General features: G+C 48.8%; 19 protein-coding genes, 2 pseudogenes and 1 riboswitch. Of the genes and pseudogenes, 10 read left to right on the top strand and 11 right to left on the bottom strand.

Annotated features, from left to right (window positions below; all coding sequences use genetic code 11):
- The first annotated feature begins 181 nt into the window (after positions 1-181).
- The 3 genes from H6F51_22910 to H6F51_22900 all read left to right on the top strand — a co-directional run bounded on the left by H6F51_22910 (position 182) and on the right by H6F51_22900 (position 3347).
- Positions 182-1462: a histidine--tRNA ligase gene (locus H6F51_22910; protein MBD1825323.1), complete on the top strand. Its 1281-nt coding sequence runs from the start codon at positions 182-184 to the stop codon at positions 1460-1462.
- A 113-nt stretch (positions 1463-1575) separates the two neighbouring features.
- Positions 1576-2016, top strand: coding sequence for a hypothetical protein (locus H6F51_22905; GenBank protein MBD1825322.1), 441 nt, complete (start codon positions 1576-1578; stop codon positions 2014-2016).
- A 272-nt stretch (positions 2017-2288) separates the two neighbouring features.
- A complete protein-coding gene (locus H6F51_22900; GenBank protein MBD1825321.1) occupies positions 2289-3347 on the top strand; it encodes a hypothetical protein in 1059 nt (352 codons plus the stop codon).
- 71 nt (positions 3348-3418) lie between these two features.
- Here H6F51_22900 and pgmB read toward each other — a convergent pair whose 3' ends face one another.
- On the bottom strand, positions 3419-6337 hold the full coding sequence (pgmB, locus tag H6F51_22895; protein ID MBD1825320.1) for a beta-phosphoglucomutase: 2919 nt from the start codon (positions 6335-6337) through the stop codon (positions 3419-3421).
- Positions 6338-6367: 30 nt separating this feature from the next.
- Positions 6368-8773: a sucrose synthase gene (locus H6F51_22890; GenBank protein MBD1825319.1), complete on the bottom strand. Its 2406-nt coding sequence runs from the start codon at positions 8771-8773 to the stop codon at positions 6368-6370.
- A 276-nt stretch (positions 8774-9049) separates the two neighbouring features.
- Positions 9050-9142, top strand: a riboswitch (TPP riboswitch).
- A 7-nt stretch (positions 9143-9149) separates the two neighbouring features.
- Here H6F51_22890 and thiC point away from each other — a divergent pair.
- Both thiC and H6F51_22880 read left to right on the top strand, forming a co-directional pair.
- Entirely contained in the window at positions 9150-10520 is a 1371-nt protein-coding gene (gene thiC / locus H6F51_22885; protein MBD1825318.1) for a phosphomethylpyrimidine synthase, read from the top strand.
- A gap of 127 nt (positions 10521-10647) precedes the next feature.
- A pseudogene (locus tag H6F51_22880) lies at positions 10648-11201 on the top strand (hypothetical protein).
- Here H6F51_22880 and H6F51_22875 read toward each other — a convergent pair.
- Positions 11193-11408: a DUF3148 domain-containing protein gene (locus H6F51_22875; GenBank protein MBD1825317.1), complete on the bottom strand. Its 216-nt coding sequence runs from the start codon at positions 11406-11408 to the stop codon at positions 11193-11195. The pseudogene H6F51_22880 and the gene H6F51_22875 sit on opposite strands and share 9 nt — an antisense overlap.
- A 120-nt stretch (positions 11409-11528) precedes the next feature.
- Between H6F51_22875 and H6F51_22870 the strand changes: the two genes are divergently transcribed.
- On the top strand, positions 11529-12485 hold the full coding sequence (locus H6F51_22870; GenBank protein ID MBD1825316.1) for a ribonuclease Z: 957 nt from the start codon (positions 11529-11531) through the stop codon (positions 12483-12485).
- 447 nt (positions 12486-12932) lie between these two features.
- Here the strand turns inward: H6F51_22870 and H6F51_22865 are convergent, their stop codons facing one another.
- Positions 12933-14090: a trypsin-like peptidase domain-containing protein gene (locus tag H6F51_22865; GenBank protein ID MBD1825315.1), complete on the bottom strand. Its 1158-nt coding sequence runs from the start codon at positions 14088-14090 to the stop codon at positions 12933-12935.
- A 161-nt stretch (positions 14091-14251) separates the two neighbouring features.
- On the opposite strand from H6F51_22865, the gene H6F51_22860 reads away from it, so the two are divergent.
- Positions 14252-14602: a metal-sensitive transcriptional regulator gene (locus tag H6F51_22860; GenBank protein ID MBD1825314.1), complete on the top strand. Its 351-nt coding sequence runs from the start codon at positions 14252-14254 to the stop codon at positions 14600-14602.
- Here H6F51_22860 and H6F51_22855 read toward each other — a convergent pair.
- Genes H6F51_22855 through H6F51_22845 form a run of 3 tightly spaced genes read right to left on the bottom strand, consistent with a single transcriptional unit; the run spans position 14599 to position 17022 of the window.
- Positions 14599-15948, bottom strand: coding sequence for a GHKL domain-containing protein (locus H6F51_22855; GenBank protein ID MBD1825313.1), 1350 nt, complete (start codon positions 15946-15948; stop codon positions 14599-14601). The two genes, H6F51_22860 and H6F51_22855, sit on opposite strands and share 4 nt — an antisense overlap.
- The gene (locus H6F51_22850) at positions 15948-16307 is read right to left on the bottom strand and encodes a PAS domain-containing protein (protein ID MBD1825312.1); all 360 of its coding nucleotides are present in this window, start codon (positions 16305-16307) and stop codon (positions 15948-15950) included. Before H6F51_22850 ends, H6F51_22855 begins: the two co-directional genes overlap by 1 nt.
- Positions 16308-16362: 55 nt before the next feature.
- Positions 16363-17022 (bottom strand): NAD(P)H-binding protein, encoded by a 660-nt coding sequence (locus H6F51_22845; protein ID MBD1825311.1) that lies wholly within the window; start codon positions 17020-17022, stop codon positions 16363-16365.
- A 323-nt stretch (positions 17023-17345) separates the two neighbouring features.
- Here H6F51_22845 and H6F51_22840 point away from each other — a divergent pair, with 323 nt between their 5' ends.
- Positions 17346-18038 carry a DUF1997 domain-containing protein gene (locus H6F51_22840; protein ID MBD1825310.1) on the top strand — a complete coding sequence of 231 codons (693 nt, stop codon included), beginning with the start codon at positions 17346-17348 and terminating at the stop codon, positions 18036-18038.
- Here the strand turns inward: H6F51_22840 and H6F51_22835 are convergent, their stop codons facing one another.
- Both H6F51_22835 and gatB read right to left on the bottom strand, forming a co-directional pair.
- The gene (locus tag H6F51_22835) at positions 18039-18527 is read right to left on the bottom strand and encodes a cyclic phosphodiesterase-like protein (GenBank protein MBD1825309.1); all 489 of its coding nucleotides are present in this window, start codon (positions 18525-18527) and stop codon (positions 18039-18041) included.
- A 43-nt stretch (positions 18528-18570) separates the two neighbouring features.
- Entirely contained in the window at positions 18571-20079 is a 1509-nt protein-coding gene (gatB, locus tag H6F51_22830) for an Asp-tRNA(Asn)/Glu-tRNA(Gln) amidotransferase subunit GatB (protein ID MBD1825308.1), read from the bottom strand.
- Between the two features lie 211 nt (positions 20080-20290).
- Here gatB and H6F51_22825 point away from each other — a divergent pair, with 211 nt between their 5' ends.
- Both H6F51_22825 and H6F51_22820 read left to right on the top strand, forming a co-directional pair.
- Positions 20291-22096: a serine/threonine phosphatase gene (locus tag H6F51_22825; GenBank protein MBD1825307.1), complete on the top strand. Its 1806-nt coding sequence runs from the start codon at positions 20291-20293 to the stop codon at positions 22094-22096.
- Between the two features lie 71 nt (positions 22097-22167).
- Positions 22168-22711 (top strand): annotated as a pseudogene (locus tag H6F51_22820) (hypothetical protein).
- Between the two features lie 144 nt (positions 22712-22855).
- On the opposite strand, the gene H6F51_22815 reads toward H6F51_22820, so the two are convergent.
- Positions 22856-23074 (bottom strand): DUF4327 family protein, encoded by a 219-nt coding sequence (locus H6F51_22815; GenBank protein MBD1825306.1) that lies wholly within the window; start codon positions 23072-23074, stop codon positions 22856-22858.
- Positions 23075-23279: 205 nt separating this feature from the next.
- Entirely contained in the window at positions 23280-24944 is a 1665-nt protein-coding gene (cimA, locus tag H6F51_22810; GenBank protein MBD1825305.1) for a citramalate synthase, read from the bottom strand.
- Positions 24945-24955 lie beyond the last annotated feature (11 nt).

Below are 24955 nucleotides of genomic sequence, written 5' to 3'. Positions count from 1 at the left end.
ATCTCGTGATTTGGCAATATGGCGATCGTCTTTACGATGTTGTTCGTGACAATGACGTTTTCATCTTGCAAGTAATGCACGATCGAGAACCTAGCCCTTATTAGCGGAATTTGTCAGGGGTCGTAACCATAATGCTTAACTTTGTCGGTAGACTGAGTAAGCGAATTTGATTTTGTGGGACATGGGTATTCAAGCGACTCGCGGAACGCGGGATATTTTGCCGGAAGAAATCGGCAACTGGCAACGAATTGAAGCGATCGCTCGTGAAACGCTGGCGCGTGCGGCTTATCAAGAAATTCGCACTCCAATTTTTGAGCAGACCGATTTGTTTGAGCGCGGCATCGGAGAGGCAACTGATGTGGTCGGCAAAGAGATGTATACGTTCAAAGACCGGGGCGATCGCTCGATTACGCTGCGACCGGAAGGAACGGCGGGAGTGGTGCGATCGTACATCGAACACGGAATGCAGGCTCAAGGCGGCGTGCAGCGCTTGTGGTATACCGGAGCGATGTTTCGATACGAGCGTCCCCAAGCAGGACGGCAACGGCAGTTTCATCAACTGGGTGTTGAGGTTTTAGGAAGCGGGGATGTGAGAGCCGATGCGGAAGTGATTGCGATCGCCACGGACATTCTGCAATCGATCGGGTTAAAGAATCTCACGCTGCAATTGAACTCGATCGGAAATGCGGACGATCGCCAAAATTACCGCGCTGCATTGATTGAGTTTCTTACGCCATTCAAAGACAAACTCGATCCCGATTCTCAAACTCGCTTGACCAAAAATCCGCTGAGAATTCTTGATTCCAAAGATGCACAAACGCAAGCAATTTTAGAAAATGCACCGAGCATTTTAGATTACTTAAGTGCAGAGTCGAAACAGAGATTCGATCGTGTTCAAGCCTTGCTTCAAGATCTCGGAATTCCTTGCAATATCAATGCCCGATTAGTTCGCGGCTTGGACTATTACACACACACCGTTTTTGAGATTCAGTCGGATGATTTGGGAGCACAAGCAACCGTTTGTGCAGGCGGACGATATGACGGATTAGTGGCGCAATTGGGCGGCGCGGATACACCTGCGGTCGGTTGGGCAATGGGATTAGAACGGCTTGTGATTTTATTGCAGAAAATGCAGCAAACTCAGGCAAGTCCGATCGACTTCTATATTGTGTCGCGGGGTGAAAAAGCAGAAGCACAGGCATTAAAACTGGCTCAATCGCTTCGGCGCATTGGATTTGCAACCGAGTTGGATATGAGCGGCAGTGCGTTCGGAAAACAATTTAAACGCGCCGATCGTTCCGGGGCGGCGGCTTGTTTGATTCTTGGTGATGCTGAAGCAGAGAATGGAACTGTACAGCTTAAATGGCTGAAAACTGGAGAGCAAAGCGCGATCGCGCAGACTGGGCTACTGAACAACGCAGATCAACTACGGCAGCAACTTGCAGAACGATCGGGAGCTTAATTTTGCATTTTTTCTGAGCGGGTGTGCATAAAGGTTTCTTCTCCGCCCTACTTGTGAAGTGTAGAACGCAACAACGTTTTACACTTCACAACTCAAACCTTAGGAGATATCAAATGAACGCTCGCAACACCTTGATCGCACTGTTTACCGCAACCACTTTAACGACTGGAATCGCCCTACAACCGACACAAGCGCAAACAGTACAGCAAGGACAGTTCCCAGTTCAGCCTCTCAACAGCTTTACAATGCCTGCATCTGCGATCGGGGTTTGGCAAGGCGGAATCCACAGCAAAGGTGATGATGCGGTCACATCTTTGCGGTTGCAAATCAAAAGCAGTGCATTGGGCTATCAAGGCACATGGCAAGTTTTAGGCGAAAATGGAGTGTTGCAACAAGGTAAGCTGAGCGGTACGCAAACAGGCGGCAAAGTGACTCTGAAGCTTGAAAAATTCAGCGGCAATACTTCGCTGATGTTGAACGGCACAATCAAGGGAGCCTTAATGTCAGGACAAGTCGCCAACAGCAATTTTGTCTTTTCGCTGAACAAAAACTAGCGTGATCACACCTCTCGAAGTGGATCGGATCGACTTTTGAGAATGCGATTCACTTCAGAGCAGGATATTGCTGGGTTGCTGAGTCCGAAAAAGCTTTGCGGAACTTACGATTTGATCGCTGAATCTATGTACTGGAGGTTGATGCAGAACTCAATTCACATCAAAGCAGTTGAGAGTTCTACGCATGGCGTTGATGAATGTACAGCCAGTTGCAAAATTCACACACTAACGCTATTTCCTCTTCCTGAAGTCATCACCATAGATTCACAAAAATGATTAATCTTAAGCTTTTCGCTGGAGTCGGGACTGCTTTAGTGTTGGGCAGTTGTGGGCTTTTAAGTACTGAATCGCGCTCTGTTGCGATCGCTCAATCTCCAACGCCGCGTCAAGACAATCTGATTGGGCTATTCATTGTTAAGCGCAACAATCTAAATCAACAGTATCGTGGCGAAATCTATCCGATCGTTCAGTACAAGAATGGTCGCTACAGTGATGCTAGTCTCGATGTCACACTTCAAATGCGGCAGGATGCCAAAGAAGCCGATATTGTCAAACGCAATGCTGCAAAGAGTGTCCTCAACAGCAATCCAACCTTTACGGCTGTGAATGCTCAGGGCAATTCACTAGGTAAATTTAGTATCGATCGCTTAGGCGTGAGTCAGTTTGCTTGTTCGTCGCTGTTAATCGGACGAGGAAAACTGCTTGGGCAATCTAATGTACAAACAATGTTCAATCAGCTTCCTCGCGATCGTGAAAGACAGTTAAGCGGCTTCTTCAACGGTCAGGAGTTTGACGAGACTTGGCGCTCTACCCTTGCCGCACAATCTGTTCCATCTACCGTCACTCCGGTTCGTTCAACGCCTGTTCAGAGACAACAATACCGTAAAGACCTGATTCAGATCGGCACTCGCGAAATCGCTAAAAATCCGCAGGCAAAATCGGTGCAAGGTTCAGTTGCGCTGATGGATATGCAAGTGTTTGATCTCGATCGTGATGGCAAACCCGAAGTCTACGGCAAACTGCGAAAAGCACCCGTTAGACCTGTAACGCCTTCAAATCGTGCTACTGTACAATCGATTTATGCCAATGTTTGGTTAGGCTACACTGCACCACAACCAAAAATATTAGCAAGTCAAGTTGTTCCTTACTTTGTTCCTACGAGTGAAGTGTCTCGCGCTTATGAAGTGTTGGGCGCGCTCGATGCAAATGGCGACGGCAAACAGGAAGTGTTGATTCAGAACAATGGCTATGAAGCAATTAACTTCAGCGTGTATGAATTGCAGGGCAATCAGCTTAAACCTGTGTTTACGGGTGCAGGCTACGGGTGTTAAAGCCTTGATGTAACTTTGCAAAGATTGTTCTAGCGATCAAAGAGTAAATCTCCGATCGCTAGAACACCTAACTAGCGAATTAATTCTGCTTTTCTACCGCCTTCTTTTGCAATTTGCTGCAACTGAGCGAGTAAATCCGCCCAATGTACCTCTGCTAAGCTTGGGAGAGCGATATGGGCTTCACCCACGCGCTCAACCGGGCCCAATCCCACTGCCCACATATTTCCAGCTAAAGCGGCTTCCACTCCGGCTTCGGCATCTTCAAACACGACGCATTGTTCTGGAGGGAGTCCGAGTTCTTTTGCGGCAAAGAGGAACAGATCCGGAGCGGGTTTTGCTCGATCAACACTATATCCATCTGCGATCGCGTCAAACTGGTCAGCAATGCCAAGTTTTTCCAGCACCGGACGCGCATTTTTACTGCCTGATCCCAGTGCAATTCTAATTCCTGCTTGTTTCAATTCTTTCAGTAAGTTCAGCGCTCCCGGTAGCAGATCATTGGGTGAAAAGGCTTGGATAGAGTCAACATAGTATTGATTTTTGCGCTCCATCATTTGCTGAATTTGTTCTTCGCTGAAAGAGCGACCACTGATGATTTTCATTAAAGATTCACGCCGAGATACACCGCGCAGGGCTTCGTTCGCCTGACGATCGAAGGGAATCCCCTCTTCGTCGGCAAGCCGTTGCCAAGAGCGGTAATGATATTCTGCCGTGTCGGTAATGACACCATCGAGATCGAAGATTGCGCCTTGAATGTTGGAAGAAGGAATCGAAGAAGTCATGATCGGTTTAGAAGGTTTGGGTTCTGCTTTGAGATCGAATTCGTGCCATTTGCCCCGCCAGTGTAGGCGGAATTTGAGCCGCGTCCAACCAGGGGGGAGATGCGGATGGGCAAAGGGTTCATCGCCAAATTGGATACCGCCGAATCCGAGAACAACGGCTTGCCAGATGCCGCCTGCGGATGCACCGTGAATGCCGTCATGTGCATTGCCGCGTGTGTCTTCGAGGTCAACTAATACGGCTTGCATGAAGCGATCGTAGGCTTCGATCGTTTTGTTGAGATCCGATGCCAGAATTGCATGAATGGCAGGGCCTAAGGATGATCCATAAGTGATATCAGTGCGAGGCGCGTAGTAGTTCCAGTTTGCTTCTAAAGATTCCTGTGAGTAAGGAAACTCTTGTGATTGCCGCATCAGATACAGCAGCATCAATACATCCGGCTGCTTGAGAACTTGCGCTTTGTCTGCACCTGCAATTCCTAGAATCTCCTGCATTGATTTGCTGCGCGGTTCATAGTCTTGCAGATTGATATCTTTGAGCTTGAAGAAGCCTTCGCATTGTTCGATCAATCCCGATGAATGATAAGGAATCCACATATTGTTAGCAATGTCTTGCCAACGCGATCGACGTTCTGGCGTGATTTTTAAGCGATCGCACAAGTCTTCCAAGCGATCGGGATAACATTTATTCAACCAATCATAGATATAAATTGCTTTTTCTAGATGCCACTGTGCCATGCGATTGGTGAACGCATTATTATCAACGTGTTCGTGATATTCATCGGCACCAATTACCTCACGGATTTCGAAGCGTTCATGCTGCGTACTCCATTCAGTTCGACTCATCCAAAATACAGCCGTATCTAAGATGATCTCACAGCCATAATCGCGCATCCATTCATCATCATTAGTAGCTTGCCAGTAGTACCATGCAGCGTAGGCAATATCGGCGCTAATGTGAATTTCACGATCGCGACACCAAATCCGAATGTCTTCACCGTAAGGATCTTTCGGAAGCGCCCAGCGAGGCGTGACTTCATCTCCGGTATCTGCACTTTCCCAAGCGTACATCGCACCTTTGTAGCCATAGTAAGCAGCTTTACGACGTGCGCCCTCGATCGTGTGATATCGATAGCTGAGTAGATTTCGCGCTAGGTGCGGCTGAGTGAAGGTGAAGAACGGCAGAATAAAGATCTCAGTGTCCCAAAAGACGTGACCGCGATAGCCAAATCCAGAAAGCGTTTTTGCTGGGATGCTGACACGATCGTTGTGTCGTGCCGCCGCAATGAGCAATTGGAACAAGTTGTAGCGCACAGCGAACTGAGCGCGAAGATCGCCTTCGATGACAATGTCGCTTTGTTGCCAAGCTTCTGCCCAACTTTGGGCATGAGCATCAAACAAGGTTTGATAGTTAGTTAATGCACCAAGCCTTGTTTGTGCAGCTTTCACCGGAGCTTCGGTGTCGCGAGAAGTGTAGATGGTGATCAGGTTTTCGATCGTAATGGTTTTTCCACCCAGAGCCACAAAGGTTGTAGTTAAGGTTGGATAGCCCGGAACATTAGTTGTCTGTACTGTCCCTTCTGCACCATCTAACGACAAACTTGAAGCCATCGCAAGTTCAATATGCGAAGTGCGGGTGCGGACTTGTAGCCAGACTCCATGCTCTGTTTTACCTTGTCCTAGTTGTTCCCAATGGTTAAAGCCCTGGTTCTCTGGATAACCATTGATGCTGGCTTGGACTTCAATGTTGGTGTCTTGCTCCGTGGTAATCTGACAGCGCAACCCGACAATATGCTCATCTGCCAGACTTGCGAACCGCTCAAAGTGTAGTGAAATCGTTTTCCCGCTTGGGCTGCGCCACTTGATCGATCGACTCAACACCGCTCGCTTGACATCAAGCTGACGCTCATAGCTCAGAATCTCACCTTGATCGAGCCGAAAGCGCTCTCCATCCACAATGATCAACAATGGCAACCAGTCGGGACAGTTTACAAGCTCGGTGTAAACCACCGGAACATCGTCATACACCCCATGAATCAGCGTCGCCGGTTGGGAGCGAGAAAATCCTTCCTCAAAGCTGCCGCGAGTGCCAAGATAACCATTGCCGATCGTAAAAATCGTTTCACGGGTGTTAGTCAGCTTTGGATCGAATTGAGTTTCGATGACTGTCCAGTCGGTATAAATCAAAGGGGAGCGATCGGTCTGAGTCATGGGGCAAAACTCCGCGAGAATGTTCAGGGGTTATTGTTTTTGGTGTTGTTCCAGAATCAGTTCGGCTCTAGGTTTGTAGATCAGGTGGAACAAAGCGTCGAGATAGTGTAACAGCGATTCTCGACTTTCGCGATGGACATAATTCCAGAAACTATAAAGTTTAGTTAGAAGTAAAAGTTGCTGCGTGTGATGTTGCCAATTGTACTCATCATGAATCCGCTGGATACTTCGATCTGACATAGACTGCCAATAATTTGGATCAGCGTCTGCACGATCGAGAAACTCTAAGATCTTACGCGCTGAGCCTTGGAGATCAGTCGGGTTAATCAAAACTCCATACTTGTCGTTTTCAATAATCTCAGTCGTTCCCCCAAACTCGGTTACAAATGCAGGTAATCCAGAAATCATCGCTTCGAGCAATACGCGACCAAATGCTTCAAATCGAGCAAAGTGAACGAAAATTCCCTGACGATCGGCAATGCAGCGATACATTTCTCCGAGATCAGGATTGGAAAGGCGTTTACCAATCCAGCGAATGTGTTCGTGCAATTGGTAATGATCGATTAATCGATGCAACTTCTCGATCTCTTCGGCTTCATGATCATTAATGGCATCTCTAATATGAAGATTATTAGTAACGAGAATTAAATTACAACGCTGGTGTAAATCGCTGCGCCCAAAGCATTCCACTAGCCCACATAAATTTTTCACCGCCGTTAGGGGTGCAACCGCGAGGAGTGGACGACGCTGTGGATCGGCGAGTTTGCCAAAGATGTATGCGTCTTCTTGCTCGTCGAATAATAGGTGATTAACCCGATCAATGGAGAAGCGCGATCGCGTTTCGGTGTACGGGAAAAACACCCGCTCATCGACTCCCGGCGGAACTCGATTAAATTTCGGATTAAACAGTTCAATGCCGTTGATCACATGATAAAGCTGCGGCATTGTGAAACATTTGTAGGATTCGTACTGCCCAAACGTATCGGGAGAACCGACAATTTCTTGATACGAGGAAGTCACAATAAAATCTGCCGCATTCATACTGATCAAATCTGCGGTGAATTGTGCCGAAAAATGATATTGCGGCTCTAATTCTTGCCAGTAAAGATTACTAAATAAATGCTTCGGCTTCTCGAGCGAGTGAGCAATATTGCAATGCGTTACCTTAAGCTGCCGCGCCATGAGTGAAGCAACTAAATTTCCATCACTATAGTTACCAATGATTAAATCTGGTTTATCCCCAAGTTGCTTGAGTAACTGAGCTTGAGCGTCGATCGCATAGCTCTCCAAATAGCCCCAAATCTGAAACTTAGAAATCCAATTATCAGTAATTTTCGGGTTAAATGTCCGAAACGGAACCCGCAGAATCCAGGCATTTTCAGTGCCATCAATCTTCTCTAAAGGCAATGCACAGTGAGTTCCTTCACAGTTTGGAATCAATCGCGTTAAGACAATGACCTGCGGCTGGATGTTTAGCATCTTCAACCCAGTGAGTTCAATGTTCTCTTGCAATTGGCGATCGAGCGATCGGGCTTGATCCAACACATAAGCGACTTGCCCCAATGTTTCCGGTCGCCCTAAGTCTTCTTGTCCCACCCAACCATGAATCGACACGGAGACGACTCGAAACACTGAGGGGAATCGATCCACAAATGCCTCTAAAATCGCGCTCTGTGGCATGATGATCAACTGATCCAATAGTTCCAACGTTTGGCGCGCTCGTTCTGCGGTGTTGCCCCATCCTGGCTCAAATCCAAGCGGCTGTAACTCTGGGTGAATATTTTGATAGGGTTCATCAGCAGGACGCGATCGCAGAATTTGAATTGCTTGTCGAACCTGCTGCGCTAAATGTTCACCGGACTGAATGCGATCATTGATCAATAGCTGAATGCCTTCGTACTCATGCCGATGCAACACATCGAATAACAGATTAAACCAATACTCTCGATCGTCTAAAACTTGACTGGATAAGTAGCGATTGAGAAAAGCAAGTCCTTGCCCAATGTTGCGCGGATCATCGATCGTCGGACTGCCTTCATAAAACGACGTAACGTCGATTTCAAACAAATTTGGTTGAGCATGACCGACAAATCGATCGCGAGCTTCCAGCATCTCTTTCGGAGGCATTTCGGTGCATTCTGTCAGGGCTGAATTGATCGCCCAAATCTGTTGACTGGCAACCCACGGACGCAGGACTAACCAAATACGATCGCTTTCCAATAACAGTTCGTGGCTGTACTGAATCAAGTGTGCAATGTGCGAAGAATGTAAGAAATGAGCAGGCTTTTGCGTTTCGTGACAATATTCAAAAAAGGCTTGGAGAATCTCGTTTTTGAGGAAATAGCGCTGCTCCGATCGGCTCAAACGATCCACAAGCTGCTGAAGCGCTGCTTTTTCTTCGGGATTTTGTAAAATTGCTGTAATCAGTTGATTCATAGGAACGTTCCACCAAGCGTCTAGAGTTTGACTCATTCCATTTGCAACTCGATGGACGAAAAAGTGCGACTCCCATTACTGCATTGCCATCAAGCCACAACTCACCTAGCCTACTTATAGAATCTTGATCAAGAAAACTCACCTAGCTATTGATAGAGATGCTTTAACTCAAACGAATGCTAGCTTTACCATCGATCGCACTTCGACATCAATCTTTTCGATAGAGAAACGAACTGTACAAATTAAGAATTTTTGTCGTCAACCTGATACGATAAGCAATCAAGCTAGGGGTGCCCACTTGGGCTGAGAACAAACTCTTAGAACCTGAGACTGGGTAATGCCAGCGAAGGGAAGCTAACTATCAGAGGAAAAATTTATGCGGACAGATTGGATTGCCAAGCGTCGCGGGCAGAGCAACGTCTCTCAGATGCACTATGCCCGAAAAGGTGTAATCACCGAGGAAATGCACTATGTCGCCCAGCGCGAAAACCTCCCGATCGAACTGATTCGCGATGAAGTGGCGCGGGGTCGGATGATCATTCCAGCGAATATCAATCACCCAAATCTAGAACCGATGGCGATCGGGATTGCTTCCAAGTGCAAAGTGAATGCCAATCTCGGCGCATCACCGAATTCTTCTGATATGAGCGAAGAAATTGCCAAGCTCAATCTGGCAGTGAAATACGGCGCGGATACCGTAATGGACTTGTCCACGGGTGGCGGCAACCTGGATGAAATTCGGACGGCGATTATTAACGCTTCTCCAGTACCGATCGGCACTGTGCCAATCTATCAAGTTCTCGAAAGCGTACATGGCAATTTGGAAAGTCTAACCCCCGATGATTTCCTCCATGTGATCGAGAAACACGCCCAGCAAGGGGTCGATTACATGACGATTCACGCTGGATTGCTGATCGAATACCTGCCACTTGTGCGCTCTCGGATTACTGGAATTGTTTCGCGGGGTGGCGGAATCATTGCCCGTTGGATGCTGCACCATCACAAGCAAAATCCGCTCTATACCCACTTCGACGACATCATCGAAATCTTCAAGAAGTACGATGTATCTTTCAGCTTAGGCGATTCTCTCCGTCCGGGTTGTACTCACGATGCCTCCGACGAAGCGCAACTTTCAGAACTCAAAACCCTGGGTCAACTGACTCGTAGAGCTTGGGAACATGATGTCCAAGTGATGGTCGAAGGCCCCGGACACGTTCCGATGGATCAAATCGAATTTAATGTTCGCAAACAAATGGAAGAGTGTTCCGAAGCACCGTTCTATGTGTTAGGCCCGCTCGTAACTGACATTGCACCAGGATATGACCACATCACTTCAGCGATCGGGGCTGCGATGGCTGGCTGGTACGGCACCGCAATGCTGTGCTACGTCACCCCAAAAGAGCATTTAGGCTTACCGAACGCAGAAGATGTTCGCAACGGTTTGATTGCTTACAAAATTGCAGCACACGCCGCCGACATCGCACGACACCGACCAGGGGCACGCGATCGCGACGACGAACTCTCAGCAGCGCGGTACAACTTTGACTGGAACCGACAGTTTGAACTCTCGCTCGATCCAGAACGCGCCAAAGAATACCACGACGAAACGCTACCAGCCGATATCTACAAGACCGCAGAATTCTGCTCGATGTGTGGTCCTAAATTCTGCCCGATGCAAACCAAAGTCGATGCCGATGCGCTAACCGAGCTTGAGAAGTTCCTGACTAGAGAAAAGCAGTCTGTTTAACCCGATCGTCTGACACTTCATTTGTCATCCCGCTTTCTTGAACCGAAGCGGGATTTTTTGTTCTTACAGAATAGTTCAATAGTTCTACGGTAGATTAAGCGAAACGGTTGCAATCAGGAGGTTCAGCATGACACCGCAGCAACAAGCACTGATTTCTTCTGAAGTGTTTTATCCGGCGAGCGATGGCAAGCCAGTGGCAGATAATACCAAGCAATTCCGCTGGATTGTTGTCATCGAACAGAATCTAGAATGGTTGTTCGCAGACGAGCCGAATGTGTTTGTTACAGGTGACTTGTTGTGGTATCCGATCGAAGGCAACAACACCGTTTGCACCGCTCGCAAACTGCTGTTTTACGATCGCTACGGCGTTGAAGAGTATTACATTTACGACCCCGACCGCATTGAACTGAGTGGATGGCACCGGTCGGATACCGGACTCGACAGCATCGAAGAAATGAACGGCTGGATTAGTCCTCGCCTGGGCATTCGCTTCAACTTAGCAGAAGAATTAGAGTTGTAGCGTCCAGACGGAAATCGCTTTCTTTCGTTCGCTGAAATCAGTCAGCAGTTAGCCAACGAGCAGAACAGGAGCGACAACGGGCAGAACAAGCTGAACAGCAAAAAGCAGAGATCGAACGACTCCTTCAGCAGTATCGCGCCCGCTTCGGTGAACTAGATTGATTCTAGATACTGATCGTCTAGCAAGAATGCGCCCTTGCCAAACCGAACCCCCCAATATCCGCCGGGTCGTCGATCGAGAACGGTTCCTTCGTCCCCAACCTGCAAAAGATCCGCCGGACGCAGCATCGGCATCGGCTCAGCCGTTTTTAGATAGGGCGGTAAAGAGACAAGGCGGACTTTTTCACCGATCGTAAATTCTTTCATCATCACAGCATCGCAGACTTTGAACTCATTCTACTTGGTTGAGATTTCTGATTGATCCGCTCGGTCTCGTGCAAATTCCTGTGGCAGTATGAAGGTAGTGTATTGAGTTCAGGTGGGTTAACTTTGCAGATCACATTTTTGGGAACAAGTTCTGGGGTTCCCACTCGATCGCGCAATGTTTCTGCGATCGCGCTTCGATTGCCGCAACGCGCTGAAGTGTGGCTGTTTGACTGTGGCGAAGGAACGCAACATCAATTCTTGCGAAGCGATTTACGAGTGAGTCAAATACGCCGAATTTTTGTGACTCACGTTCACGGCGATCACATTTTCGGGTTGATGGGGCTGCTGGCAAGCTGCGGACTCGCGGGAAATCCAGAGCAAATCGATATTTACGGCCCACCTGAATTAGACCAATATCTCAAAGCCTGTAAGCGCTACTCACAGACGCATTTCTCGTATCCGGTAAAGTTTCATCCGGTGAGTCCCGGTTTGGTGTTTGAGGATGAAGAATTTACGGTCACTTGCAGCTTGCTCAAGCATCGCGTTCCCGCATTTGGGTATCGTGTGGCTGAGAAAGACCGTCCAGGACACTTTAAGGCAGAACTGGCGAAAGAATTAGGGATTCCGTCTGGCCCTCTCTATGGAAAATTGAAGCGGGGAGAAAGCGTCATATTACCCGATGGACGCACGATCGACGGCAAAACCCTCTGTGGTGAAACCGAGATCGGTCGCAAAATAGCTTACTGTACCGATACCGTCTTTTGTGAAAGCGCGATCGACTTGGCGCGAGATGCCGATGTACTGATTCACGAAGCCACCTTTGCCCATCAGGACGCAGAAATGGCGTTTCAAAGGCTGCATTCCACCTCGACAATGGCGGCGCAAACTGCCTTACTCGCACAAGTTAAAACGCTGATCATGACGCACTTCAGCCCCAGATACGCACCCGGAAATCCAGTTCAGCTTCAAGATCTTCTAGCTGAAGCCCGCGCTATCTTTCCGAATACTGAACTCGCTTCAGATTTTTGGACGTATGAAGTGCCGAGACGGATTGAGCAAGCTGAAGCGATCGCACGTTGAGTGGGAGTGCTTGAAATCTCCACCTTATTTGGCTTGAGACAAGACCATCAAAAATCGCCCGTGAATAAGACCCACGATCGCTCCTGCGGCGAGCAGTGTGCTGCCAATGACGCGGACTAGCTGATGGCTCTCAGGCTGGCATTAACGGGCATTGCGACAGCTCCAACGCAAAGCCCAGCAACTTGGAGCCACTCTTGTGGTTGAGTCGAGTGCAACTCCGATCCATTCCTTAGCTAAAGCGACTTCTGGGGGTTAGTTTCTTAGCAGAATGCCCATTTTTGGCTTTGAGACAAAAATGAGCAGTGATGCAGAATGTCTTTAGCCCAAACTGCCAAGATCGGGAAGTAGACGGAAAACGATCGATCGCATCCTCTGAAAGAGCATTACACCGAATGTTTCTATCTACTTCCCGAATAAAGCTTGGACTTCATCGACCAATACAATCCCTTAGCTTGCATCCTGCAATTCCGCAGGCTTCACCGCTAACTGTTGCACCTGTCCATTTCGTTGAATCTGCATCTTTAACGTCTGACCCAGCTTGGTATTTTCCACCAGTTCTTGAAGCTGTTCTGCCTTAGTAATCGATCGATCATCGATCGAAGTAATCACATCTCCCCGACGGATACCCGCGATCGCAGCAGGCGAGTTCGGCAACACTCGCACCACAATCACACCATTCACTTCTGGTACTTCAAACGCAGAATTCGGATCGGTGTTGTTTTGCCGCGCAATTTCAGGAGTTAAAGTCGTCATCTGAACGCCCAGATACGGATGTGGAATTTTTTCACCCCGCGCTAACGCATCTTTAATCAACTTCGCTTTATTAATCGGAATCGCAAATCCAATTCCCATTGCATCTGCCCGAATTGCGGTGTTAATTCCGATCACTTCACCCCAATCGTTTAACAACGGCCCACCCGAATTCCCCGGATTGATCGCCGCATCCGTCTGCAAAAAGTCCAAGCGCTTATCGCTTAAACCCACTTGAGCGCTCGATCGATGCAGCGTACTCACAATTCCTAGCGTCACCGTGTTATCCAGCCCGAGCGGGTTGCCAACCGCGATCGCCCAGTCGCCCACCTGTACCTGATCGGAATCTGCCAGCGATGCAATCGGCAGATCTTTGCCGTCAACTTTGACAACCGCCAAATCTGTCACTTCATCAAAACCGCGCACCTTGCCTTCAAACACGCGCCCATCTTTTAGCGTCACCGTCACTTTATCTGCACCATTGACCACATGAGAATTCGTCAAGATGATGCCGCTTTTGTCGATCACAAATCCTGATCCCTGACCGCGCAAGGTTTCCGATCGCGGTACGGTCGAAAAATCCTCCCCAAAAAATCGCCGGAACATTGGATCATCGAACATTGGGTCTGCCCGTCGCGTCACCGTTTTTTCCGTATCGATTCTCACCACTGCCGCGCCCACCTTCTGAACCGCTTCTGCCACAAAGCTCCCACGCTCGATCGCTTTTGGAGCTTGCGCGATCGTCGGTTCTGCTGAAGCCAACTGCGGAAAGGAGATCAAGCCAAATAACATCGCAATCGTGACGATCGCAAACTGAAGTCGGCGGAACTGATTTGAGACCTGAAAGCGTTGCATAAGTCATCATCCGTAAAACTGTCTCTAGCCACTTGTGTAGCCATTATTCCTATCCTACGGGTGAAAACAAAACTCGGCTTGGTAGAGATTTCACACCATTCTCCACACCTCAGCTGATAAAGCACTAAAATCAGTAGCACCCCTTCGCACGATCGCACACGATGGCTACTTCTGATTTACCTCGCGACCTTGAACCACTCCCGAACCACGAGCATCATGAGCATGATCCAACTCATCCGCACGTTCATAGTGAAGAATCTGTGCGGCGTGTGATCAATCGCCTCTCCCGCATCGAAGGACATATTCGTGGGATCAAAACGATGGTACAAGACGATCGACCCTGCCCAGATGTGTTGATCCAAGTTGCTGCGGTGCGTGGTGCACTTGATCGAGTTGCCCGGATGATTTTGGATGAGCATTTGTCGCAGTGTGTTGCGCGTGCTGCTCAAGAAGGCAATATCGATGCTGAAATCGAAGAACTCAAAGCCGCGCTCGATCGCTTCTTGCCTTAAGTCTGAGAACAAGGCAACTGCACCACAAACTTAGTCCCAGATTCAAGCTGCAAACACTCAATCTTGCCGCCGTGATTTTTGGTGACAATCTGATAGCTGATGGCTAATCCCATTCCCGTTCCCTCACCCACGGGTTTGGTCGTGAAAAACGGATTGAAGATTTGCGATCGCACCGCTTCGCTCATTCCTGTCCCTGTGTCTGAAATCTCAATTTGTACCCAATCTGCATCAATGTTCGTCGTCTGAATCTGAATGAATTGTGGTGCGGCAGCGTTTGAGCTTAGAGCATCGATCGCATTTGATAACAGATTCAAAAAGACCTGATTCAGTTGACCCGCATAACACTCGATTAGAGGTAACTCCCCATAATTGCGAATCACCTTGATCTGCGGATGACTCTTCAAACGGTGCTGCAAAATCATCAAGGTATTTTCTAACCCGTCATGCAAATCCACCGCAGACTTTAGCTCAGCCTCGTCTAACCTTGCGAAATTGCGAAGCGATACCACAATCTGCCGGATACGCTCGGTACCCTCTTGCATCGACTGCACAATTTGTAGAAAGTCAAGTTTGAGAAACCCCAAGTCAATCTCTTTCGCAACATGAAGCACGTCAGGATGCGGATTTGTGCAGTGTTGCTCGTAAACCGACAGCAGCCTGAGTAAATCTTCTGCATACGTTTCGACAAATGTGAGATTGCCATGAATAAAGCTCACTGGGTTATTGATTTCATGAGCAATGCCCGCCACCATTTGCCCCAAACTCGACATCTTTTCCGCTTGAATCAGTTCTGCTTGGGTTTGCCTCAGTTCTTTCAGCAAAGCTTGCAGTTGAGTTGATTCTGAGCGTAAGCGATCGTTTGCCTCACTGAGCTGCTGCGTTCGTTGTTCGACCTGCTGCTCTAACGTTTGATTAACTTGGTGCAAGTTTCGCTCTGCTTGTACCTGCCTAGTGACGTTTCGCAACACTAAAACGGCATTCGACTCTGTTTCGATCTCCCCGAGATGCACATACGACCAGGTAATTTCCAGAATGAGAGTTTCATGCTCACGCTTGAAGTCATAACACTGTCTCCCCTTCGTTCGAGTGGAAAGCGCGATCGTTGCTGGATGCTTCTCAATGGGAATCACTTGTCCATCCAAGATTAAGGGCAAATGATCCCACAGCGTCAGTCCGACAACCAAAACATGCGGGCGGTTTAGGAAGCGATCAAAGGCAGCATTGCACCATTTGACCCGTCCCTGAGCATCGATCCAAATAATGCAGTCCTCAACTGCGCCCAAAGCCACTTCCATTGTGCTGAGCGTTGCCCTCAGTTGATTCACCAACGGATTTATATCGAGCATTAGCGCGGCTCAAGTGGACGTAGAGTTGCTGCGAATAGCCATTCCTCACCCCGCCGTTCTGCGATGATGAAGTGTTCGGATTCGATTTCGCGATCGTCTTTGGTAACAGCTTTAAGATTGAGCGGATGATTTAGAACCGTTGAATTTCCAGTCGCAGAAAATCGGGCAAACCCTAGATGGTGAGCATCACGAAAAAAAGCGGGGAGCAGTACGCTTAAAGGCTGGCCAATAATCTCCGCCGGAGTCCAACCGAACACTGTTTCAAAATGAGCATTGATCTCGACAATGATTCCAGACTGGTTCGCGGCAACAAACGGTATGTCGCCGTGCTTAAGTTGCTCAATGGATGGAGCTGACATAAAGGCTGGGGATAGAATAATTAACCCCAGTCTTCCCAACTGCACTGCTAGATGCTCAAGCTACTCCAGTGAAGAGCGTCTCGAAAGGTTGCTGAGGGGCTTCTGGTTTCGCGACGATTTCAACGATTTTATTGCGGGCGCTGGGTTGAAAGACGGACTCAACGCAAACTTGAGCAACCTTAATGCGCGGAATACTACCTTCAGAAAGCGTATCGGCAGAAGACATGACGATCGCGTTCTCGTTTTCTTCGTTTTTTAATCCACCGGGACGAACGATCGTATAAGTTAATCCGCTCTTTTGCAGATATTCCTCTGCCTGCTTTTTCCACACCAGAATCAGCCAGAACAAATTCAACGGATGAAAGAGTTGCGAGGTGCAAAGCGAAGTTACTAAAACAAACTGCTCGATTCCTTTTGCTTTTGCGGCATCGACTAAATTTTTTGTCCCTTCATAATCGACCTTGTAGGGCTGCGTGGGGTCAAAGCTCGGTTTTGCCCCCGTTGCACAGAAAACGACCGTAGAATCGCCCATTGCGCCGATCAACTGTGATCCCTGTAAAACATCTCCTTGAACCAGTTCTACTTCAGTCGGCAAAATCGATCGCGCCGTTTCCAGATTTCGCACCAACGCTCGCACCGCAATCCCACGATCGACTAACTGCTGCACAATTCGTCGTCCGGTTTCGCCCGTTGCACCTGCTACAAATGCTTTCATACGTCATCCCTAATCAGAATCTCTACAGTTTTCATTGGTTCTTTTTTGCTTTACATCGGGCGCAAGAAAGAAATGCTGACGATCGACTTGTCCTAAATCTTTGGCGATCCTTTGCAGATTCTTGGCGCTCGCAGTAAGATACAAGACGAAAGCACTTTTAACTTTTGTAAATAGAAATACAAAGTTTTGATCTGACCACTTCCGCGACATTTGAGAGACATATCGATTCAATGAACTTTCAGTAATCCTCATGCTGAAGTTGAAGCCTATCTGTATCCTTTAGGGAACCTTGACCTTGACCAACGGCAACCGGAAGAGAGTGAATGCAATCGCAACCAACCGATTCTTCGGACTTCGCTAATCCTAACTTCACCCGTTCCACCGATGCCGCAGGCGCAAGTGGAGCGCCGTCGCATCCTGCCCACGGAACTGAAATGCTGCTGCATGAGCCGATGATTTTTTCCAGCCGCTTTATCGACTCAATGGAGATGAATGCCGATGCCCGAACGGTGGCGCGGTATCTTGATGTGCATCAGGAGTGGTTTCATCGCTGTGCTCATCCAATGCACGTCGAGCCGATCGGACGAAACAGCTATGCGCTGATTATCGGGCATTTCGGGGCATTCGGGTATGATGTTGAACCGAAGATCGGGTTGGATTTACTGCCGCAGCAGGAAGGCATTTACCGGATTGAAACCGTTCCCGTTCCAAATGAAGCCCCGCTTGGCTACGAGGTTGATTTTCAAGCGGCGATGAATTTAATTGAGCATCCAAGCCAGAGCAACCCTACGCTAAGAATGACTCAAATTCAATGGCAGCTTGATTTGCAGGTGGCAATTCAGTTTCCGCGATTTATTCATGCGCTTCCCGATTCGCTGGTTCGCAATACGGGAGATCGCATTCTCCGCCAAGTGGTACGCCAGGTTTCTCGCCGTTTGACGCACAAGGTTCAGGAAGATTTTCATGCGTCGCGCAATCTCTCCATGCCGAAGCGTACACGCCGCAAGCGCTTGTAATTAATCAATTTTCCGCCAAGCCTCGACATCTTCGCAGGTTTGGGTTTTGGTCGGAGTTTCGATCGCGCAAATTCGATCGAAGCGAATCCCTCGATCGCTCAGTTGGATTTGCTCAACGAGAGATCGCTTCTCCGCTTCAGATAAAGGAGCGTAAATCAAACTCAAGTGGGGATCAAGGGAATACGACCCGCCAAAAAATCGCTGAATCTCATCGCTGAGTTGATTCAGTTCGGGCGTCGAAACAAGCTGAATGAATAGCGTTTTGGTGAATTGTTCAGAATATTGGATGCGATCGATTTCTAACCTGATCTCGAAGCTGGACTGGCTTTTGAGAAATTCGGAGACTCGATCGCGCTCACACTCACCACTGTAGAGGGTGACGTGCGGTTGAAAAATTGGTGCGTTGTAGCGGTGCGCGAGATTGGTGATTAGGGATTGGTAGAGGCTGTGATCGCGCTCGATCGGCATTAACCAGAATGAAGCCTTCATGATCATAGAAAACGGGCTGAGCAAAATCGCCCAGCCCCCCTCTTTAACCGTTCAACTTCTTCGCCAGCAATTGATTGGTGAGTTTGGGGTCTGCCCGTCCTCCAGTCTCCTTCATCACCTTGCCTACAAAGAAGCCAAGCAGCTTCGTTTTACCGCCGCGATACTGCTCTAATTCATTCGGATTCGCCGCAAGAACGGCATCGATCGCTGCCTCGATCGCACCCACATCCGAGATCTGAATCAAGCCTTTCTTCTCAATCAGTTCTTTTGCCGATCCGCCCGTCTCCAGCAATTCTGGCAGCACATCTTTGCCGATTTTGTTGCTGATCGTGCCGTCTTCGATTAGTCCAATCAGTTCGGCGAGCGTTTCGGGCTTGAGTGCAAGATCGGTAATGCTCTTACGCGAATTGTTCAAATAAGCGCTGATATCACCCATGATCCAGTTCGCTGCCAGTTTCGGGTTGGCTTTCGCAACGATCGTCGCTTCAAAGTATTCAGCAATGGCGCGATCGTCTGTAAGAACTCGCGCATCGTAAGCCGAAAGCCCCAACTCTTCCTCGTAGCGGTGACGCTTTTGGTACGGCAATTCGGGCAACTGCGATCGCCATTCTTCTAATTGCTCAGAAGACACTTCGATCGGCCCTAAATCCGGTTCAGGGAAGTAGCGATAATCGCTCGATCCTTCTTTCACCCGCATACTAATCGTGCGTTGTGACCCCTCTTCCCAAAGACGTGTTTCCTGCACGATTTTCTCGCCGTTCTCGATCGCCGCAATTTGCCGCTCGATTTCGTGGTCGATCGCTTTTTGGATTGCGCTAAACGAGTTCATATTTTTGATTTCGACTTTTACGCCGAATTCTTCTTGTCCCACCGGGCGCACCGAAACGTTGACATCGCAGCGCAGCGATCCTTCCTGCATATTGCCGTCGCTCACACCCAAATACAACATGATCCGGCGCAATTCTTGAGCATATTCGGCAGCTTCTTGTCCGGTTCGCATATCCGGTTCGGACACAATCTCACACAGAGGAACCCCGGCGCGGTTGTAATCTACCAGCGAGTAAGTTGATCCGGCTAAACGATCGCTGCCTCCATGCACCAGTTTTCCGGCATCTTCTTCCATATGCAGGCGCGTGATGCCGATGCGCTTCGTTCTCGCTTTGCCGTTTTCATCGAGCAACGGCTTCCCTTTATCGTCGGTAATTTCGATTTCCAGCCAGCCATGTTCTGCGATCGGCAAATCATACTGAGAAATTTGATAATTCTTCGGCAAGTCTGGATAGAAATACTGTTTGCGATCGAACTTGCTGTAGGGCGCAATTTGGCAATTAAGCGCAAGTCCCGCCTTCACCGCATATTCCAATACTTTCTGATTCAGAACAGGCAAGACCCCCGGCATTCCCATGCAAACCGGATCGATATGAACGTTCGGATCGCTCGTGAACTGAGTTGAGCTATCCGAAAAAATCTTCGTCTCAGTGTTCAACTGACAGTGAGTTTCCAGTCCGATAATCGCTTCGTACTGAGTTTTAGCAGGAGCAGCAGTAGTCATGAAAACAATACGCCTGTGAAAAAGCTAGATATATTTTAGAGGAGTAAGGTAGAAGTTAGGAATTCAAAGGATGGAGAGATAACCTACCATTTCTTATTGATCAAACAGAATTCAAAGGATCGGCTAAAATTGCGAAGCATCAGAGAAGCGTCATTGCGAAATCTGCGTCAGATTGAAAAAACCTTCCCGATCGGGAACTGAGGAATTGTGAATGCTGGTCTGCCCTCAATGCCAATTTGAGAATCCAGAACACCATAAGTTTTGTCAGGTGTGCGGCACTTCGCTCGTGGATAAGCCTTGTCCAAATCCAAATTGTGGTAAGCAAGTTGATTGGAGCGCCTATCAATGTGCAAACTGCAAGACCTTCACAGGCACAATCCGATCGGTGTGGATGTCCCAACCCTTCCAGCCAAGTGCCGATTATCTCGATGCTGAACAGCGCTATCAAATTCTGCAATCGCCTACTCCCCTGCTGCAAGTCCTCGATCGCAACCCCCTCAAACCTGCAATCATCGATACGCCGCCAGCAAGCGCCTTGCCTTATCTGGAGTTAGAGCCTTACCTCAATCAGATCTTGCCGTTGCTCTTCAATGCGTGGCAGGACGGAGCGCAAGACATCCTGGTTCTTGAAGAACGATCGCACTACACCATGCTGAGCAACTTTTTCAAAACCAGCCGCAGCGTTCCCACACTCCAAATTCTCCACTGGTTCTACGAAATGCTCGACCTGTGGGAAGCCTTGGAACCCTATCACCTGTGCCAGAGTCTATTAGAACCTTACAATCTGCGACTCGATGAAGACCAACTGCTGTGTTTAGAACACCTGATCCCTGAGTCCGTAACTGCGCCCACCCTCAAACATTTGGGTACACTTTGGCAAACCCTGCTCTCTCAACTGCGTCAAACTCAGTCGGCATCCTTACATGAGTTGATCGCCGATCTCCAGACCGAATCGATTTTGACTCTTGATCACCTCCGATCGCGGCTCAAAGCGATCGCGCACAATACCCAAGCCGACTTTACTGACTCTGAGATCATGTCTGACCCCCACTCCCCCGTAGATTTTCTCCAGGATTCTTCTACCGCAGAACCTTCAGAAATGCCCGTGACGCTCATCGGTGAATCGAGCGCTGATCAGGACGATATGCCAACCATCGTTCTGCCGATGCAGCTATTTAGCTTAGAAGATGCGGGACGGACTGACATTGGACGACAGCGCGACCACAATGAAGATTGTTTCGGGATTGATACGCAGATCGACAAGGTGCAGACCCCGGTTAGCAGAATCGTGCAGGCGCGGGGGGTATACATTCTCTGCGACGGCATGGGCGGACATGCGAGCGGAGAAGTCGCAAGTCAAATGGCAGTAGACGCGCTGCGAACCTTCTTTCGACAGTATTGGTGCGACATCGATCAAGGTAAGCATCCAGCACAGTTACCGTCTGCGGAAGTGATTCGCAACGCCATTCAGCAGGCAAACAAAGCGATTTACACGGTCAACCAAGAAGGGCTGCGATCGGGCAGTGGCAGAATGGGGACGACGCTGGTGATGTTATTGCTGCACGATACAGAAGTGGCAGTAGCACACGTTGGCGATAGTCGCCTGTATCGCTACACTCGCAAATTGGGACTGGAGCAAATCACGCTGGATCATGAAGTCGGGCAGCGCGAGATTTTGCGCGGAGTCGATCCTGAGATTGCGTATGGTCGCCCGGATGCTTATCAACTGACGCAAGCGTTAGGTCCGCGTGATGAGTATTTTGTTAATCCTGATGTGCAGTTTTTTGAAATTAATGAAGATGCCGTGCTGCTGCTTGCGTCCGATGGCTTAACCGATAACAGCTTGCTAGAAGCCTATTCGCAGAGTCACATTGAACCTATGCTCAGTTCGCAAAGCAATCTGGATCAAAGCGTCAGCCGCTTGATTGATTTGGCAAATCAACACAACGGACACGATAATGTGAGCGCGATCGCAATTCGTGCTAAGGTCCGTCCTAATCTCGATCCGTTGAGATAGTAACAAGCAATATCAGGCAGGCTCGATCGAGTTTGACCTGAAATTGATCATGCAGGCTAGGAGGATCGCCCGTGGAAGCGAATCTTTTTACTGCCGTTTTGTTACCCCTAGCGCTGGGTGTTGTCATGTTAGGGATGGGGCTAAGTCTAGTTCCAGAAGATTTTCGGCGGATTACTCGCGACCCGAAAGCCGTTGCCTACTGCGATCGGCATGGGAATTCGCCACCGGTTTCCCCGCACTGCAAACCGTTTGGAAAAGCAAATGAGCCGCCTTGCGGTCAGTCTATTAGCATTGATTATCGTGCTGCTGCTCGTGCGCGAAGGCAGCAAGCTGCCGGGATTTATTGCGCAGGTGGGAATCGGGGTTGTGCTGCTGAATCTGTTCGCCACGCTGGGCGGATTTTTTGCGGGAAAGCTATTTCGACTGCCATTGGCGCAACAGATTTGCATCGCGATCGAAGTCGGCATTCAGAACGGAACGCTTGCGATCGCCATTACTGCCGGACTGCTGAACAATCCTGATATGGCAGTGCCTGCTGCCGTTTATAGTCTTTTAATGTACTTGACTGGTTTTGGAGCAATCTTCCTTGGTAGAAGGTTGAAAGAACAGGTCTAGCTTGAAGTAGACAGTGTTTCCCGTGGTTCTTCCGCCAGGAAGATTGCCTTTTGAATCAGTCTCCTATCTGAGTGCCCCATGAATTGAACTCGTTGGATGCTCAGGAAGTCCCAATCACAGATCGCATAGAACAGCGATCGAGGCTTAATCTTCTTCCCAACTGTCAACGGCTAACAGCTCGCTGACGGGATCTTTCATTGAAAACTCAAAGGCTTCGAGTTCTTGCTTCCAGTAGCTCCAATCGTCACCGTAGAGCAGCGCAATCTTCCAAAGACTATCTGTGGGCTTGAGCAGCTTCGAGTCTACTAATTTTTGAACTTGACGCTGCAATTTTTCCATTGGATGGGCGACCTGTAGGTTCATACCATTCATCTACCAAAGCTAAGTTGTAAATTGAGTAAATTGAATTGTGCAAATGTTTCGCGGGGGCAACCAGAAGACATTTCCCTGTGTAGAGTTCACCTTGGGAGTGTCTGTTTCCGAGAGTGCATCGCTGTTCCAGCTTCTAATGTTAGCGTATTTCTTTCAATTCATGACAAGACGATCGCAACATTTACTATATCCAAAATCATAATGCAGAATCAGGACAATGTGCAGCGTCGGTTTTCCGTATGTTTGAGTGCTGCACAGTGGGTTGACGGTATCGCAGCAGTAGCCCATATTCTAGGCTTTCGACGACTGCTTGGTAGGATGCCTCTAAGATATTACCGGAGACTCCAACCGTTGCCCAGCGATCGATGCCATTACTGGATTCGACTAACACACGGGTTTTGGCTGAAGTTCCAGCCGTTCCATCTAAAATTCTCACCTTATAGTCTGTCAGATAAAAGCTATCGATCTCAGAATAGAGATTAACTAACGCTTTACGTAGGGCAGCATCTAACGCTGACACTGGGCCATTGCCTTCTGCGGCTTCGAGAATTTCTTGTCCTCGGATTGCTACTTTCACGGTGGCAAGCGATCGCGCTCGTCCGCAGTAGCTGCGAGAGGGAGCGGATTCAGGCATCATGTCGTAATGCACCTGAAAACCTCGCACTTCAAAGGGAGCCATTCTCTCTCCTAAGGCTTCTCGAATTAGTAGTTCAAAGCTCGCTTCTGCGGCTTCAAACTGATAGCCATCTTGCTCAAGATGTTTGAGCGATTCGAGAATTTGGCGACAGGTTGGATCGTGTTTGTCGAGGTTGAAGCCGAGCGATCGGGCTTTTGCCAGAATGTTACTGATTCCTGATTGTTCGGAAATTACAATCCGCCGACTGTTGCCCACTAGCTCAGGCGACATCTGTTCATAGGTGATCGGATTGCGCTGCACGGCTGAAACGTGGAGTCCTCCTTTGTGGGCAAATGCAGACAATCCGACGAACGGTGCATGATCATCGGGTGCGAGGTTAGCAACTTCGCTGACAATGCGGCTGACTTGCGTCAGGGTCGCTAATTTCTCGGACGGTAAGCATTGATAACCGAGTTTCAGTTGCAGATTTGGAATCACAGAGCAAAGATTCGCATTGCCACAGCGCTCCCCGTAGCCGTTGATTGTGCCTTGGATCAGGGTTGCGCCTGCACTAACTGCGGCGATCGTGTTTGCGACTGCAAGTTCACAGTCATTGTGGGTATGAATGCCAATGTTTACAGGTGAGATCGCGCTTCTGACTTCACGCAGAGTCTGAGCAATTTCGTGCGGTAGGGTGCCGCCGTTGGTGTCACACAGGGTAATCCATTCTGCGCCTGCTGCGATCGCGCTTTGCAAGGTCTTCAGCGCGTATGCTGGATTATGTTTGTAGCCATCGAACCAGTGTTCGGCATCGTAGATAATGCGGCGATCGTGCTGTCGAAGATAAGCGATCGTGTCTTCGATCATCGCCAAATTCTCATCGAGCGTGGTTTGCAGTCCTTCAGTCACGTGCAAATCCCAGGATTTTCCAACGATCGTGATCCACTTGGTTCCGGCAGCGAGAATCGGTTGCAACATCGGATCGGTTGCGGCAGTTTTGCCCGGACGACGAGTGAAGCAAAAGGCAACGATTTCGGCTTGGCTGAGGGGTTGCTCTTTCAGATGCCAGAAGAACTGCACGTCTTTGGGATTTGCTCCGGGCCAACCGCCTTCGATGAACGGAATCCCTAAGCGATCCAATTCACGAGCGATGCGAATCTTATCTTCGACAGAAAACGAAATCCCTTCACGCTGAGCGCCATCTCGTAGCGTTGTATCATAGATCGACAAAAAAATAGGAGCCATGATGCGAGTGA

It is taken from the genome of Cyanobacteria bacterium FACHB-DQ100 (assembly GCA_014695195.1).
In the GTDB taxonomy this organism is placed as follows: domain Bacteria; phylum Cyanobacteriota; class Cyanobacteriia; order Leptolyngbyales; family Leptolyngbyaceae; genus Leptolyngbya.
This window is presented reverse-complemented; position numbering and strand designations above follow the sequence as displayed.